The 13,627-nt window shown below is 69.0% G+C and carries 15 protein-coding genes; 13 read left to right on the top strand and 2 right to left on the bottom strand.

What is annotated here, in order from left to right; genetic code table 11:
• Nucleotides 1–122: 122 nt before the first annotated feature.
• The 6 genes from zapE (at nt 123) to GJQ66_RS06805 (ending at nt 5,267) form a co-directional block, all read left to right on the top strand.
• Nucleotides 123–1,148 carry an AFG1/ZapE family ATPase gene (zapE, locus tag GJQ66_RS06830; RefSeq protein WP_196215828.1) on the top strand — a complete coding sequence of 342 codons (1,026 nt, stop codon included), beginning with the start codon at nt 123–125 and terminating at the stop codon, nt 1,146–1,148.
• A gap of 315 nt (nt 1,149–1,463) precedes the next feature.
• Nucleotides 1,464–2,438 (top strand): thioredoxin-disulfide reductase, encoded by a 975-nt coding sequence (trxB, locus tag GJQ66_RS06825; protein ID WP_155048605.1) that lies wholly within the window; start codon nt 1,464–1,466, stop codon nt 2,436–2,438.
• On the top strand, nt 2,435–2,761 hold the full coding sequence (trxA, locus tag GJQ66_RS06820; protein WP_155048604.1) for a thioredoxin: 327 nt from the start codon (nt 2,435–2,437) through the stop codon (nt 2,759–2,761). Before trxB ends, trxA begins: the two co-directional genes overlap by 4 nt.
• Complete coding sequence (gene arsB, locus GJQ66_RS06815; RefSeq protein ID WP_155048603.1) at nt 2,758–3,846, top strand: ACR3 family arsenite efflux transporter; 1,089 nt, start codon at nt 2,758–2,760, stop codon at nt 3,844–3,846. Before trxA ends, arsB begins: the two co-directional genes overlap by 4 nt.
• Entirely contained in the window at nt 3,843–4,847 is a 1,005-nt protein-coding gene (locus GJQ66_RS06810) for a metalloregulator ArsR/SmtB family transcription factor (protein ID WP_155048602.1), read from the top strand. The genes arsB and GJQ66_RS06810 overlap by 4 nt, the downstream gene beginning before the upstream one ends.
• 15 nt (nt 4,848–4,862) lie before the next feature.
• Nucleotides 4,863–5,267: an arsenate reductase ArsC gene (locus tag GJQ66_RS06805; protein WP_155048601.1), complete on the top strand. Its 405-nt coding sequence runs from the start codon at nt 4,863–4,865 to the stop codon at nt 5,265–5,267.
• Nucleotides 5,268–5,331: 64 nt separating this feature from the next.
• Here the strand turns inward: GJQ66_RS06805 and GJQ66_RS06800 are convergent, their stop codons facing one another.
• Nucleotides 5,332–6,666, bottom strand: a complete 1,335-nt coding sequence (locus tag GJQ66_RS06800; protein ID WP_155048600.1) for an NAD(P)-binding domain-containing protein — start codon at nt 6,664–6,666, stop codon at nt 5,332–5,334.
• Between the two features lie 83 nt (nt 6,667–6,749).
• On the opposite strand from GJQ66_RS06800, the gene GJQ66_RS06795 reads away from it, so the two are divergent.
• From GJQ66_RS06795 to GJQ66_RS06765, 7 genes are all read left to right on the top strand, one after another.
• Nucleotides 6,750–7,091 (top strand): helix-turn-helix transcriptional regulator, encoded by a 342-nt coding sequence (locus tag GJQ66_RS06795; protein ID WP_155048599.1) that lies wholly within the window; start codon nt 6,750–6,752, stop codon nt 7,089–7,091.
• Complete coding sequence (locus tag GJQ66_RS06790; RefSeq protein ID WP_155048598.1) at nt 7,091–7,648, top strand: GNAT family N-acetyltransferase; 558 nt, start codon at nt 7,091–7,093, stop codon at nt 7,646–7,648. The genes GJQ66_RS06795 and GJQ66_RS06790 overlap by 1 nt, the downstream gene beginning before the upstream one ends.
• A gap of 408 nt (nt 7,649–8,056) precedes the next feature.
• The gene (locus GJQ66_RS06785; RefSeq protein ID WP_036297877.1) at nt 8,057–8,416 is read left to right on the top strand and encodes a helix-turn-helix transcriptional regulator; all 360 of its coding nucleotides are present in this window, start codon (nt 8,057–8,059) and stop codon (nt 8,414–8,416) included.
• A 92-nt stretch (nt 8,417–8,508) separates the two neighbouring features.
• The gene (locus GJQ66_RS06780) at nt 8,509–10,329 is read left to right on the top strand and encodes a cation-translocating P-type ATPase (protein WP_230379400.1); all 1,821 of its coding nucleotides are present in this window, start codon (nt 8,509–8,511) and stop codon (nt 10,327–10,329) included.
• Complete coding sequence (locus GJQ66_RS06775; RefSeq protein WP_036297875.1) at nt 10,329–10,937, top strand: cadmium resistance transporter; 609 nt, start codon at nt 10,329–10,331, stop codon at nt 10,935–10,937. Before GJQ66_RS06780 ends, GJQ66_RS06775 begins: the two co-directional genes overlap by 1 nt.
• The gene (locus GJQ66_RS06770) at nt 10,934–11,464 is read left to right on the top strand and encodes a signal peptidase II (RefSeq protein WP_036297873.1); all 531 of its coding nucleotides are present in this window, start codon (nt 10,934–10,936) and stop codon (nt 11,462–11,464) included. Before GJQ66_RS06775 ends, GJQ66_RS06770 begins: the two co-directional genes overlap by 4 nt.
• Nucleotides 11,465–11,475: 11 nt before the next feature.
• Nucleotides 11,476–11,793 carry a hypothetical protein gene (locus GJQ66_RS06765; protein WP_058631820.1) on the top strand — a complete coding sequence of 106 codons (318 nt, stop codon included), beginning with the start codon at nt 11,476–11,478 and terminating at the stop codon, nt 11,791–11,793.
• On the opposite strand, the gene GJQ66_RS06760 is transcribed toward GJQ66_RS06765, so the two are convergent.
• On the bottom strand, nt 11,794–13,083 hold the full coding sequence (locus tag GJQ66_RS06760; RefSeq protein WP_058631821.1) for a hypothetical protein: 1,290 nt from the start codon (nt 13,081–13,083) through the stop codon (nt 11,794–11,796). It abuts the gene before it with no gap.
• Between the last annotated feature and the right edge of the window lie 544 nt (nt 13,084–13,627).

The following is a 13,627-nucleotide window of genomic DNA, read 5'->3' as shown; positions in this document are numbered from 1 at the left end:
TCCCTTCGATGCTCCGGCGCGCCCATGCGCCGGTGCGCCCGCGTCGTCGCGGGCAGATCCGACGTTATGAAGAGCGCTCCCACGCTGTCAAGGCCCGCCGTGTCCCGTGCGAGGATCGAGGAATGCAGGCCACGGTCGACCGGATTCGCGGCGCCGCCCGCGCGGCGGGATTCGAGCTGACCCGTGATCAGGCGCGGGTCGCCGAGGCGCTCGCCTTCTCGCCGCGCGGCGTCTACGCGCATGGGCCCGTGGGGCGCGGGAAGACCTGGGTGGCCGACGCGTTCTGGCGCGAGGGCCCCCGCGTGAAGACGCTGCGCGTGCACGCGCACGCCCTGCTCGACGCGCTCCACCGCGCCGTGTTCCTGCGGCACGAGGAGGTCCGCGCGGCGCGGGAGGCGGCAGCACCGCCGGCGGGTCCTGCGGACGGCGACGGCCCCGCGGATCCGGGCCCTGCCGCTCGGCGCGACCCGCTGGATGAGGCGATCGGCGACGTGCTGGGCGATGCCCGCGCCGTGTTCATCGACGACCTGCAGATCGTCGACCCGGCCGAGGCGCGACTCGTGGGCCGGATCCTCGCCCACGCCCTCGCGCGCGGCGTGCGCATCGTCGCGACCTCGAACCACGCGCCGGAGGACCTGCTCGCCGACCCCGAGTGGCACCGGTTGGCCGAACCCGCGATTCGCCTCATCCGCGATCACCTGACCGTGATCGACGTCGCGGGCGGCGACGATTTCCGGGCGCGCGCGTCGGGAGGCGGGTTCGCCGCGGGGACCTGGCGCGTCGCGGCGGGCGGATCCCCCGGCCCGGCGGCCGCCCTGCTCCGCGCCGAGGGCCGCACGTTCCCCGCGGTCGCGACCGCGGACGGCGCGCTGACGATCACCTTCGCGCAGCTGTGCGAGGCCGCCACATCGGCGCGCGACTACCTCGCGTGGGCGCGCCGGTTCGGCGCCTGGACGATTCTCGACGTCCCGCCGCTCGCCACCGTGGATCCCGCCGCGCACCAACGCTTCATCACGGTCGTCGACGTGCTCGCCGACGCCGACGTGCGGCTCGACGTCGTAGCCCGCCGCACGCGGGTCGAGACGCTCGACGCCCCGCCGCTGCCGGGGAGCGTGCGCCTCGCCAGCCGGCTGCTCCTGCTGGGTTGATCAGCCCTGACCCCACCGACCTGTGCATCACGCGCGTCATCACGGTGACGCTAAGGATGCGAAGCGGGCGCAGGACCGGGAGGAAGACCATGGCGAGCTCAAACAGGTGCCGCGTGAACCAGCGGCGACGCGGATTCGCCAGTACTGGTAGGTCCGATTGTTGATGAGTGCACTTTTCGCGCACGGTTTGTCGACGATATAGAGGTTCGCGCTCGGAGGGCATTGGCGGCCCCTGCCAGAGCGGGGTGGGTGAACATTCGGTGACGAAGCCGGCTTGGACTCGCGGATTGATTCGATAGATGTCAATATAGATGCATGTCGAATCAAGAGGTGGAACTGGTCATCGTCGGGTCAGGTCCCGCCGGATACACTGCGGCTGTCTACGCAGCACGTGCGGGTCTCGCGCCGGTCGTGATCGCCGGCTCGGTGACGGCGGGCGGTGCGTTGATGACGACGACCGAGGTGGAGAACTTCCCGGGCTTCGTCGATGGCGTGCAGGGGCCGGAGCTGATGGAGTCGATGCGGGCGCAGGCCGAGCGGTTCGGCGCGCAGATCGTCTACGACGACGCGATCCGCCTTGATCTCGACGGCGACGTGAAGACCGTTGAGACCGGTGCTGGCGAGACGTACCTGGCGCGGGCGGTGGTCCTGACGATGGGATCCGCGTATCGCAAGCTCGGCCTTCCTGAGGAGGAGCGCTTGTCCGGGCACGGAGTGTCTTGGTGCGCGACGTGCGACGGGTTCTTCTTCCGCGACAAGGAGATCTCCGTGATCGGCGGCGGGGACTCGGCGATGGAAGAGGCTCTGTTCCTCACTCGGTTCGCGTCGAAGGTGACCATAGTGCACCGCCGGGACGAGTTCCGGGCGTCGAGGATCATGGCGCAGCGCGTGCTGGAGGATCCGAAGATCGAGGTCGCCTGGAACAGCGAGGTCGCCGCGATCCTCGGCGACGAGCAGGTCACCGGGCTCGTGCTGCGCGACACCGTCACCGGGGCCGAGCGCACGCTCGACGCGACGGGGGTGTTCGTCGCGATCGGGCACGATCCTCGCTCCGAGCTCGTCGCGGGCCAGGTAGACACCGACGCGGACGGCTACGTTCGTGTCGCGCACCCGTCCACGCGGACGAACCTGGCCGGGGTGTTCGCGGCCGGGGATCTCGTCGATCACACGTACCGGCAGGCGATCACCGCCGCGGGCACCGGCTGCGCGGCCGCGCAGGACGCCCAGCACTACCTGTCGAACCTCGCACCCGCCACCCTGCCCGAGCCCGTCCTGGAGGTCTCCGCATGAGCACCGTCACCCCCGTCACCGACGCCACTTTCCAGGCTGAAGTGCTCGAATCCGAGCTGCCCGTCGTGGTCGATATCTGGGCGACCTGGTGCGGGCCGTGCAAGGCGATCGCCCCGATCCTGGACCAGCTCGCCGGCGAGTACGCGGGCCGGGTGAAGATCGTGAAGCTCGACGCCGACCAGAATCCCGAGACTGTGGCCGCGGCCCGCGTGACCTCGATCCCGACCCTCGGCTTCTACCGGGACGGGGAACGCGTCGACACGCTGATCGGCGCGCACCCGAAGCCCGTCTACCTCGCGAAGATCGAGGAGCTGCTCGCATGACCGATGCTTTGACCCGTACCGCCCCGAAGAGGCTCTCCACCCTAGACAAGTGGCTGCCGCTGTGGATCGGCCTCGCCATGGTCGCGGGCCTGCTGCTCGGACGTTTCGTGCCGGCTCTTTCGGGGCTGTTGGCGAAGCTCGAGGTCGGCGGGATCTCGATCCCCATCGGCCTGGGCCTGCTGGTGATGATGTACCCGGTCCTGGCGAAGGTCCGCTACGACAAGGTCGCCGCCGTCACCGGGGACAAGAAACTGCTGGTCTCGTCGCTGGTGCTGAACTGGCTGGCCGGCCCAGCCGTGATGTTCGCCCTGGCCTGGTTGTTCCTGCCGGACCTGCCGGAGTACCGTACGGGGCTCATCATCGTCGGGCTGGCGCGGTGCATCGCGATGGTCGTGATCTGGAACGATCTGGCCTGCGGCGACCGCGAGGCGACGGCGGTGCTCGTCGCGATCAACTCGGTCTTCCAGGTCGTGATGTTCTCGGTGCTGGGCTGGTTCTATCTCACGGTGCTGCCCGGCTGGCTGGGCCTGGACGCGCAGGGCCTGGAGGTCTCCGTCTGGCAGATCGCGCTGAACGTTCTCGTCTTCCTCGGCGTGCCGCTGGTGGCGGGCTTCGCGTCGCGATGGATCGGCGAGAAGCGCCATGGCCGCGCCTGGTACGAGGAGAAGTTCCTGCCCGCGGTCGGCCCATGGGCGCTGTACGGGCTGCTGTTCACGATCGTGCTGCTGTTCGCGCTGCAGGGCGATGCGGTGCTGGCGAAGCCCCTCGACGTGGCGCGGATCGCGCTGCCGCTGCTGGTCTACTTCGGCCTGATGTGGTTCGCGGGGCTGCTGCTCGGCAAGGGCCTCGGCCTCGGCTACGCACGGTCGACGACGCTCGCGTTCACCGCGGCGGGCAACAACTTCGAGCTAGCGATCGCGGTCGCGATCGGCACCTTCGGCGCGGCCTCCGGACAGGCCCTCGCCGGAGTCGTCGGCCCCCTGATCGAGGTGCCTGTGCTCGTGGGCCTCGTCTACGTCTCGCTCTGGGCCGCCCGGGCCTGGTTCCGCACCGACCCCTACGCCGTCGAATCGAGGACGTCATGACCGATACCGCCGTCATCTCCAACACGGAGGCGTGCGCGCCGTCCGCGACGCATGCCATCGGCACCGAGGCCGCGACCACCGTGGCCGGCGCGCTCAAGGCGCTCGCTGATCCGCTGCGTCTGCGGATGCTCTCCGCGATCGCGATCGACCCTCGCGGAGAGTCCTGCGTGTGCGACCTCGCCGAGCTCGCCGAGGTGTCGCAGCCGACGGTCTCCCACCATCTGAAGGTGCTGAAGGAGACGGGGATGCTGCTGTCCGAGCGGCGGGGTACCTGGGTGTACTACCGCATCGCGCCAGGCAAGCAGCGCGCCGTCGCGGCTCTCCTTGACGCGTTCGCTCCCGCCGCAGCCGCCATGGACGAGCCCGAAGACACCGCAGCACGGGCCGAGGCCTTGCAGCAGATGGACACCCGCGTGACCCGCCTCGCCGAGGAACTCGCGGACGAGCTGACCGGGCTGAACCGTGATCTCGTGGTCGCGATCGTGCGCGAGTCCTACGCGGGCCTGGTGCGTTCAGCGAAGCTGACGGCGCACATGATCCCGCTGACCGAACGGTTCGCCCGGCAGCGCCTGGCCGATCTGACCAGAGATCGGGTGACAGCGGTGCCGCAGGTACTGTTCGTCTGCGTGCAGAACGCGGGCCGCTCGCAACTTGCCGCCGCGATTGTCAACCAGCTCGCCGGGGGCAAGGTCATCGCCCGCTCCGCCGGGTCGACGCCTGCGGCGGATGTGCACCCGCACTTGCGCTCTCTGCTCACCGAGATCGAAGGCGAACAGCTAGCGGGGGATGCGTTCCCGAAGCCGCTGACCGACGACGCGGTGCGCGCCGCGGACGTGGTGGTGACGATGGGCTGCGGCGACGTCTGCCCGATCATCCCCGGGGTCCGCTACGAGGACTGGGCCGTCGGAGACCCAGCGCTGGCCTCGCCCGAGGGCGTCGCCGCGATCCGCGATGACATCGAGGGCCGCGTCCGCGAGCTCCTCGCTACTCTCACCGACTGACTGAAGGAAACTGCCATGACTGACCAGAAGCCCTCCGTCCTTTTCGTCTGCGTCCACAACGCCGGACGCTCCCAGATGGCCGCCGGCTGGCTCCGCGAGCTCGCCGGTGACCGCGTCGAGGTCCGCTCCGCCGGATCCATGCCCGCTGACCAGATCAACCCCGTCGCCGTCGAGGCGATGCGTGAGGTGGGCATCGACATCACTGCGGAGCAGCCAAAAGTGCTCACCACCGAAGCGGTGCAAGACTCCGATGTCGTGATCACGATGGGCTGCGGCGACGCCTGCCCATTCTTCCCGGGCAAGCGGTATGAGGACTGGAAGCTCGACGACCCCGCCGGGCAGGGCATCGAGGCGGTTCGTCCCATCCGCGACGAGATCAAGGGCCGCGTCGAGACCCTTCTCGCCGACCTCCTGGGCTGAGCAGTACCGCACGTGCGAAGGGGCAGGAACCGTCTGGTTCCTGCCCCTTCCTGTTGTCCGCGATTCAGCGGCCAGCTGGTGCCGTGCCGAGCTGGATGAGCTGGGGGCTCGACGCGCAGCACGACCCGGCGGAAGACTCCTGGTCGGGAGCGTCGAACAGGCCGGAGCCTCCGCACACGCCCGTGTCCGGGAGGACGAGGTCCACGCGCTCGGCGGCCTCGCGGTCCCCGGCGATCGCGGCGACGACGCTGCGCACCTGCTCGAACCCGGTCAGGGCGAGGAACGTCGGCGCACGGCCGTAGGACTTCGCGCCCACGATGTAGAAGCCCGGCTCGGGCTGCTCGAGGTCGGCTGCGCCGGTGGCCCGCACGGAGCCGCACGAGTGCACGTTCGGATCGACCTCCGCAGCGATCTTCGACGGTGCCTGCAGGCGCATGTCGAGGTCGAGACGGATCTCGGAGAGGAAGGACAGGTCGGGGCGGAACCCGGTGGCGACGAACACCCGAGCGGCAGGTGCGAGCCGGCGGCCATCTTCTGCCACGAGCGCCGCCTGGCCGCCGTCGATGACGACCCGCTCGGAGCGGAACCCGGTCACGAGATCGACGAGCCCGTCTTCGACGGCCTTCTTCGCCCGCTGGCCCAGCGCGCCGCGCTCGGGCAGCTCGTCGGCGCTGCCGCCGCCGAAGGTGTTGCCGACCGCGCCGCGGCGCAGCACCCAGGTGATCCGCGTCCCCGGCTCACGCTTGGCCACCCTGGACAGGACCCCGATCGTCGTCGCCGCGGAGTGCCCGTTGCCGACCACCACGACGTGCTGGCCCGCCAGGGGGCTGGCGTCCTCGATCGCGGGCATGCGGTGCTCCAGGAGCCCAGCTTCGACCGCTGCCCTCTCACCGAGGGCGGGAAGACCGTCAGCGCCGGCGGGGCTGGGTGTCCGCCAGGTGCCGGAAGCGTCGATCACGGCACTCGCTTCGATCCGCTCCTCGGCGCCGTCGGCGCGCGCGACGTGGACGACGAAGGGCTGCTCGGCGCGGCCCGCGTCGACGGAGAGGTCCCGGCCCTTGCGGCCGACGCCGACCACGCGAGCTCCGTAGCGTACGCGGTCACCGAGGGCGTCGGCGAGGGGCGCGAGGTACTGATCGATCCACTGCGCGCCGGTCGGGTAGCCCTGAGTCGGGGCCGACCACCCGGTGGGCTCCAGCAGGCGTCGCGACGCGGCGTCGGTGAGCTCGGTCCACGGAGAGAACAGGCGGACGTGGCCCCACTCGGCCACCGCGGAGGCAGCCGTGTCGCCGGATTCCAGGACGATCGGGTCGAGCCCGCGCTCGAGCAGGTGAGCGGCGGCGGCCAGTCCCTGCGGACCGGCCCCGATGACGACGACAGGATTCACTGCGACCTCCATGCATTGACGTTCTTCGATGCGTTGACAGGAACGATCCTGTCCTTCATATCGACAGATGTCAATACGTCGGGCAGAATGGAGCCATGAACGCACTGCCCGCCACCATCGCCTCTTCCGCTGGGGCGTGCTGCGCCCCCGGCCAGGCGATGGACGACGGCACGGCCCACGACCTCGCGAAGGTCTTCAAGGCCCTCGGCGACCCGACGCGGGTGAAGCTGCTCTCGATGATCGTCGGCAGCAGCGCCGGCGAGATGTGCGTCTGCGACCTCACGGACCCCGTGGGCCTGTCGCAGCCGACCGTCTCGCACCACATGAAGCTGCTCGTCGAGGCGGAACTGGTCACCAGGGAGCAGCGCGGGAAGTGGGCCTACTACCGGCCTACCACCGGCACGCTCGCCGATGCGGCGAAGGCGCTGCTGGGCTGATGGGAGCGGTCGGGCTCCGGCCGATGGTCGAGACGGACTGGCCCGCGGTCGAGAAGATCTACCGCGCCGGGATCGCGACCGGCCACGCGACGTTCGAATCCGAGCCGCCGCCCTCCTGGGACGTGTTCGCAGCGGGCAAGCAGCCCGGTCTCATGCTCGTCGCGGCGGATGGACCGACGGTCGTCGGCTGGGCGGCCGCAGGCCCCGTCTCCGCCCGCGCCGTGTACCGCGGCGTGGTCGAGCACTCCGTCTACGTCGCGCCGCAGTCGTCGGGCAGAGGCGTCGGGCGTCTCCTGCTGGAGGGGCTGATCAGCGCCGCCGAGCACACGGGCATCTGGACCATCCAGTCCTCGGTATTCCCCGAGAACACGGCCAGCCTCCGCCTCCACGAGCGAGCGGGGTTCCGCCAGGTCGGCCGGCGCGAGCGGATAGCGCTCATGGAGCACGGCCCGCTCGCAGGCCAGTGGCGCGACACCATCCTGCTCGAACGACGCGCGGACGTGACGAGTGTAGGTGCACCTGTTCATAAGCCGGGGGCCGAGCGGAGCCCTGGATAGTCCGTCCAATCGCCGCTGGCGAGACGCGACCATGCGGCTGCGGAGGCGGGGGTGATGCCGAGCAGGTCGGAGACGATCCGCGGTGCATCCGACGGGTGAGATCGATCAAGGCCGTGGTCCGGGCGCTTCCTGAGCGAAGCCCCTGTTCGCGGAGACGTCGACTGAGCGGGCCGGGTGTGAGATGGAGCCCGGGGTTCCGTGGATCACCACGGACCTCGGATACTCGCAGGCCCCCGTCGTCGTTGTCGACGAGCAGGATCAGTGGTCCGGGTTCCAACCCGACGAGATCATACTGGTAGCGCCGACTGTTGTTGAGTTGCGTATTCAGCGGCTTCCGACTCTTCTCCCAATGAATGGTGGGGAACTGATCACCAATGATTGATCAGCGCTTGCTGTATAGTTCAGTACATGCTGACTATTGCTTCGCGCCTCGACGTCATGAACCGGCTCGGCCGGGCCATGGCGGACCCGACGCGCTCCCGGATCTTGATGACTCTGCTGAACGCCCCGAGCTATCCAGCCGTGCTCTCGCGCGAGCTGGAGCTGACCCGCTCGAACGTCTCGAACCACCTGACGTGCCTGCGTGACTGCGGGATCGTGGTCGCCGAGCCTGAGGGTCGCCAGACGCGCTACGAGATCGCTGACCCGCATCTTGCGGCTGCGCTCGTCGCGCTCGTGGATGTGACGCTGGCGGTCGATGAGCACGCGCCGTGTGTGGACTCGTCGTGCACGGTGCCGGGCTGCTGCGGTACAGGGGCGGACGCGTGAGCGCGGCGTGTAGCTGCGAGCACGAGCCTGCCACTGCGGCGGAGGATGAGACCGAAGAGGTGGAGCGGCCCTGGTGGAGGGACCGTGGGATCATGGTGCCGGTCTTCTCCGGTGTCGCGTTCCTGGCTGGTCTGATCCTTGAATGGTCCGGGCTCGAGATCCCGGCGCTCGTACTGTTCTGGATCGGCCTGCTGCTGGGCGCGTCGACGTTCACTCCTGGCGCGATTCGGAAGCTGTTCAAGGGCAAGCTCGGGATCGGGCTGCTGATGACGATCAGCGCGATCGGCGCGGTCATCCTCGGCTATGTGGAGGAGGCCGCTGCTCTGGCGTTCTTGTACTCGATTGCTGAGGCGCTTGAGGACAAGGCGATGGACCGTGCCCGTGGCGGCCTGCGGGCGCTGCTGAAGCTCGTGCCGGAGACGGCGACCGTGCTGCAGAACGGCGTCTCTGCGCAGGTGCCGGCGAGGGAGTTGACGGTCGGCCAGGTCATGGTGGTCCGCCCGGGCGAACGGATCGCAACCGACGGGATCGTCCGCTCTGGCCGCTCAAGCCTGGACACCTCGGCGATCACCGGGGAGTCGATCCCCGTCGAGGTCGAGCCCGGGGACGCGGTGTCGGCCGGCGCGATTAACAGCTCCGGCGTGCTGGAGGTCGAGGCGACCGCGGCCGGTACCGATAACTCGCTTACGACGATCGTGGAGTTGGTCGAGAAAGCGCAGACGGAGAAGGGCGAGCGTGCGCGTCTCGCGGACCGGATCGCCCGCCCGCTCGTACCCGGTGTGCTGATTCTCGCAGCGCTCGTCGCGATCATTGGGTCACTGCTGGGCGACCCGGAGGTATGGATCACTCGTGCGCTCGTCGTGCTGGTAGCGGCCTCTCCGTGCGCGCTGGCGATCTCGGTGCCGTTGACGGTCGTTGCCGCGATCGGCGCGGCGAGCAAGTTCGGCGTGATCATCAAGTCCGGCGCGGTCTTCGAGCGCTTCGGCACGGTCCGGCACGTCGCGGTCGACAAGACCGGCACCCTGACCCGTAACGAGCCCGCGGTCACCGCGGTCCTCACTGCGAACGGCATTGCCGAGGAGCAGGCGCTGGCTTGGGCGGCGGCTCTGGAGCAGCACAGCACGCATCCCCTTGCGGCGGCGATCACCGCTGCAGCCCCGGGTGTTCCCGTGGCCGCGGATGTGACCGAGCAGGCCGGGCACGGCATCGACGGCACCGTCGATGGCGCTCGTATCACGGTCGGCAGCCCCCGCTGGCTCGACGCCGGCGAGCTCGGCGACCGGGTTGCAGGGCTTGAGGAGCAGGGCATGACTGTCGTGATCGTGCACCGCGACGAGGCACCGGTCGCGGCGATCGGCGTCCGCGACGAGCTGCGTCCGGAAGTCCCCGAGGTGGTCCGCACGCTTGCGGATCAGGGCGTCGGCATGACGATGCTCACCGGGGACAACGCCCGCACCGCTCGTGCGCTGGCTGCGCAGGCCGGGATCGCTGATGTGCGCGCGGAGCTGCGCCCTGAGGACAAGGCGACCGCGATCGGCGAGTTGTCGAAGGCGGGATCGGTCGCGATGATCGGTGACGGCATCAACGACGCCCCGGCCCTGGCGTCCGCGGACATCGGCATCGCGATGGGAGCGACCGGCTCCGATGCGGCGATCGAGTCTGCGGACGTGGCCTTCACGGGTCATGATCTGCGGCTCATCCCGCGGGCGTTCGATCACGCGCGGCGGGGCCGGCGGATCATCAACCAGAACATCATCCTGTCCCTGCTGATCATCACCGCACTGCTCCCGCTCGCGCTCTTCGGGGTCCTGGGGCTCGCGGCTGTCGTCCTGGTCCACGAGGTCGCGGAGGTCATCGTGATCCTCAACGGCCTGCGCGCCGCACGCACCCGCACACCACGAATGGAAAGCTGATGCTCGCAACCATCGGGTCGGCGATCGGCCTGTTCGCGGCGACCAACATCGACGACATCGTCGTGCTCACCGTGCTGTTCCTCGCCTCCAGCCGGGGAAAGCCGCGACCGTGGCAGATCGTCGCAGGCCAGTACCTCGGGTTCATCACACTCGTCGTGATCAGCGTGATCGCCGCGCTCGGTCTCACGATCGTCCCGGACGAATGGGTCGGCTTCCTGGGTCTGATCCCGCTCGGCATCGGCATCTGGACGCTCATTCGCGGCCTGCGCCGTAACGGCGACGACGATGATGACGACTCCAAGATCACCGCGGTCGGACTATGGGGGGTCGCCGGGATCACGATCGCCAACGGGGCCGACAACATCTCCCTCTACACGCCGATCTTCCGCACCAGCTCGCCCGGCGACGTCGCGGTCATGATCGTCGTGTTCCTGATCCTCGTCGCCGTCTGGTGCGCTGCCGGGCGACTGATCGGCACCCACAAGGCCGTCACCGAAACGCTCGAACGTGTCGAGCACTGGCTCGTCCCCGTCGTGTTCATCGGCCTGGGCCTGTTCATCCTCATTGAATCCGGCGTTATCGTCCGTCTCTTCGAGGCCCTCGCATGACCCCGGACACGAATACCGACGTTGAGTCGGCATCGGCGTCGGGAGAGCGTCCGCAGAGAGGACGCTGGCGGCTCACTGCCTGGGCGCTTCTGATCGCCGTGGTCGTCGTCGTGATCGATCAGGGAACGAAAGTGTGGGCCGAGGCCACCCTGTCGGAGCACGAGCGCATCCCGCTGATCGGCGACCTGTTGGGCCTGCAGCTCGCGTACAACCCCGGCGCGGCGTTCTCCTTCGGGGAGAGCTTCACCTGGGTGTTCGCTCTCATCGCCGTCGCGGCCACGGCCACCGCGATCGTGTTCGCGTTCCGGGTCCGACGCCCCGGGTGGGCGATCGTGATCGGTGCGCTCGGCGGGGCCGCTGCTTCGCACGCCGGCGACCGGCTTTTCCGCCAACCAGGATTCGCCCGGGGGCACGTCGTCGACTTCCTCGCCTACGGCAACTGGTTCATCGGGAACCTCGCCGACATCGTGATCGTCACCGCTACGATTGCCGGAGCGCTCCTGATGCTCCGCGGCACCGAGAACTGAGAGGGCCAACCATGGAGATCACCCTGCAGTACTTCGACGGCTGCCCGAACTGGGAAGTACTCGACCGCCGGCTTGCTGAGCTGCTCGACGGTCGATCAGATATCCGCGTCACACGACAGTTGGTCGAGACCGCCGAGGACGCCGAGCGCCTCGGATTCCACGGGTCACCGACCGTCCTCGTCGACGGCGTCGATCCCTTCGCCGACGAGCACACGCCGGTCGGGCTCGCCTGCCGGGTGTTCCGTACCCCTGCCGGGCTGGGAGGCTCTCCGACCGTCGAGCAACTGCGCGAAGCGATTTCCGGCCCGGCTCTGACGGGTGATGCTTGATCAGGGGTGGGTGGAGCGGAGAGCCGGGTAATCGGACCACTCGCCACCGGCGAGACGCGACCATGAGGCAGCGGATGCCGTCGTGATGCCGAGGAGATCCGAGACGATCCGGGGATGCAGTTGCCGGGTGAGCTCGATGAGCGCTGTCGTGCGGGCGCTCCCGGCAAGCAGGCCTTCGGCGCGAAGGCGACGGCTGAGCGGCCCCGGGGTGAGGTGACGGCCCGGGTTCCGGCCGGGGAACAACCACCCTTCAGGATGGCCCTTTGTGGCATCGACGAGCTCGACGATGGCGTCGCCGAGGATCGCGGGGACCTCGATCGGCTCGGCCCCGACGGTGAGCGTCACGGGCCGCGAGCTCGTGTCGACCTGTGCCCGGGTGATCGTGACGATGCGGGTCAGCTGGATCCCGTAGAGCAGCACGAGGAGACCCGCGGCCCGGGTCTTCGGGTCCATGTCGGCATCGGACAGGAACCTGCGGGCCATCTGCCATCGGTGATCAGAGGCGTAGTCTCGCCCCTCGAGGCGATGGGCTCGAAACTCGACCCGAAGGGTGCTCAGCCGGTGTTTTCGCAGCCAGCGAGTGAACGGTGCCAGCGCGTCGCGTTGGCTAGGCGAATCGGTCAGATACGCGTCGAGTAGGCGCTGCGGGAACGTCGCCAGCGTCTCCTGCTGCGCCCGGATCTCCCCGAGGAACGCGGCGCAGTACTTCAGTGCAGCCCTCTGCCTCTGGAAGCCGGAAGCAGGGCTGGACGCGCTGCGCAGTGTCCGAGTGGATCGGAGGAGCTCCCAGGTGCAGTAGCGGCGCAGGATCAGCCGGTCCTCGGGATGGTCGATGCCACCGAGCCAGTCGTTGAGCCAGTGGTCGAAGCGCGTGCCCTCGACGTCGAGCTCCGGCAGCACGCCGGAACGGACCAGCAGTGAGAGGAGGAACGCGACCGACTGTCCCGACCGGGCTCGGGTGATGATCGCCTCGGCGGTGAGCGGCAGGGTCCCGTCCGCGAGCTCGCGGAGCACCATCGCGCACTTGCTCTTGTGCAGCCAGCGTTCGAGCGACGCCGCTTTGCCATGGTGCGTGAGCAGATAGTCAGCAAGCGGGTGGAGATCCTCACGGATCTCTCCCGCATCGTCGGCGAGCAGCTGTTGGATCGCGACGGGCCGGCGGCACTCGACGCAGAGGTGATGTTTGCGGATTTCCTCGATCGAGCCGCATCCAGGGCAGGCCATCGTGATCGGAGTGCCCGCGCAGTCGGCGCAGACCTTCTGGCCATTCATGAACCCGGTGAGGAACACTCTGCGCGCGCACTCGGGACAAGGTTGGGGTCTGCGCATCGCGTAGTAGCAGCGCGCGCATACTCGTCGTCCGTCGAGGTGCGAGGCGACGCGGCCAGGTTCTCCGCAAAGACCACAGGTCTTGATCGGTGCGGTGTAGCAGGCCAGGCAGACGAGTTCCGGGCGACGGACGACGATGGTCGCGTGCTGACCGCACCGCGAGCAGTCGCCGAACGATCGAGGGTCGGCTCGCCAACAGTCACGGCAGAAACGCTGTCCGTCGATGGTGCGCTGCACGGGCCGGACCCGGCCACAGGACGCGCAGGAGACGGACCGGGCCTTCCGCTCGCATCGGGAGCAGTGCCGACCACCGCCCGGCGTCTTGTGGGGCATTCTCACCGCGCGTCCGCAGGACTCACACGTCGGCAACACCACCCGGCTCGCCCCTTCTTTGACCAGCGCATGGGCCAGATTCTGAACGGTCGCTGGCACGTTCGCATGCTGCCCCTCCAGGACTCCGGGCTGCTTGATCAGCGCGAGCTCAAGAAGCCGCTGCGTGAGGGGT

It is taken from the genome of Microbacterium sp. ZXX196 (assembly GCF_009709595.1).
Classification (GTDB): Bacteria; Actinomycetota; Actinomycetes; order Actinomycetales; family Microbacteriaceae; genus Microbacterium; species Microbacterium excoecariae.
Note: the sequence above shows the minus strand (reverse complement) of the source record. Positions and strands in the feature narration are given on the sequence as shown.

Coding starts and splice junctions, on each gene's coding strand:
- arsB (WP_155048603.1), top strand. CDS start 2,758: ATGACCGATGCTTTGACCCGTACCGCCCCGAAGAGGCTCTCCACCCTA.
- GJQ66_RS06780 (WP_230379400.1), top strand. CDS start 8,509: ATGGTGCCGGTCTTCTCCGGTGTCGCGTTCCTGGCTGGTCTGATCCTT.
- trxA (WP_155048604.1), top strand. CDS start 2,435: ATGAGCACCGTCACCCCCGTCACCGACGCCACTTTCCAGGCTGAAGTG.
- GJQ66_RS06805 (WP_155048601.1), top strand. CDS start 4,863: ATGACTGACCAGAAGCCCTCCGTCCTTTTCGTCTGCGTCCACAACGCC.
- GJQ66_RS06765 (WP_058631820.1), top strand. CDS start 11,476: ATGGAGATCACCCTGCAGTACTTCGACGGCTGCCCGAACTGGGAAGTA.
- trxB (WP_155048605.1), top strand. CDS start 1,464: ATGTCGAATCAAGAGGTGGAACTGGTCATCGTCGGGTCAGGTCCCGCC.
- GJQ66_RS06785 (WP_036297877.1), top strand. CDS start 8,057: ATGCTGACTATTGCTTCGCGCCTCGACGTCATGAACCGGCTCGGCCGG.
- GJQ66_RS06775 (WP_036297875.1), top strand. CDS start 10,329: ATGCTCGCAACCATCGGGTCGGCGATCGGCCTGTTCGCGGCGACCAAC.
- GJQ66_RS06800 (WP_155048600.1), bottom strand. CDS start 6,666: ATGGAGGTCGCAGTGAATCCTGTCGTCGTCATCGGGGCCGGTCCGCAG.
- GJQ66_RS06770 (WP_036297873.1), top strand. CDS start 10,934: ATGACCCCGGACACGAATACCGACGTTGAGTCGGCATCGGCGTCGGGA.
- GJQ66_RS06790 (WP_155048598.1), top strand. CDS start 7,091: ATGGGAGCGGTCGGGCTCCGGCCGATGGTCGAGACGGACTGGCCCGCG.
- GJQ66_RS06795 (WP_155048599.1), top strand. CDS start 6,750: ATGAACGCACTGCCCGCCACCATCGCCTCTTCCGCTGGGGCGTGCTGC.
- GJQ66_RS06810 (WP_155048602.1), top strand. CDS start 3,843: ATGACCGATACCGCCGTCATCTCCAACACGGAGGCGTGCGCGCCGTCC.
- zapE (WP_196215828.1), top strand. CDS start 123: ATGCAGGCCACGGTCGACCGGATTCGCGGCGCCGCCCGCGCGGCGGGA.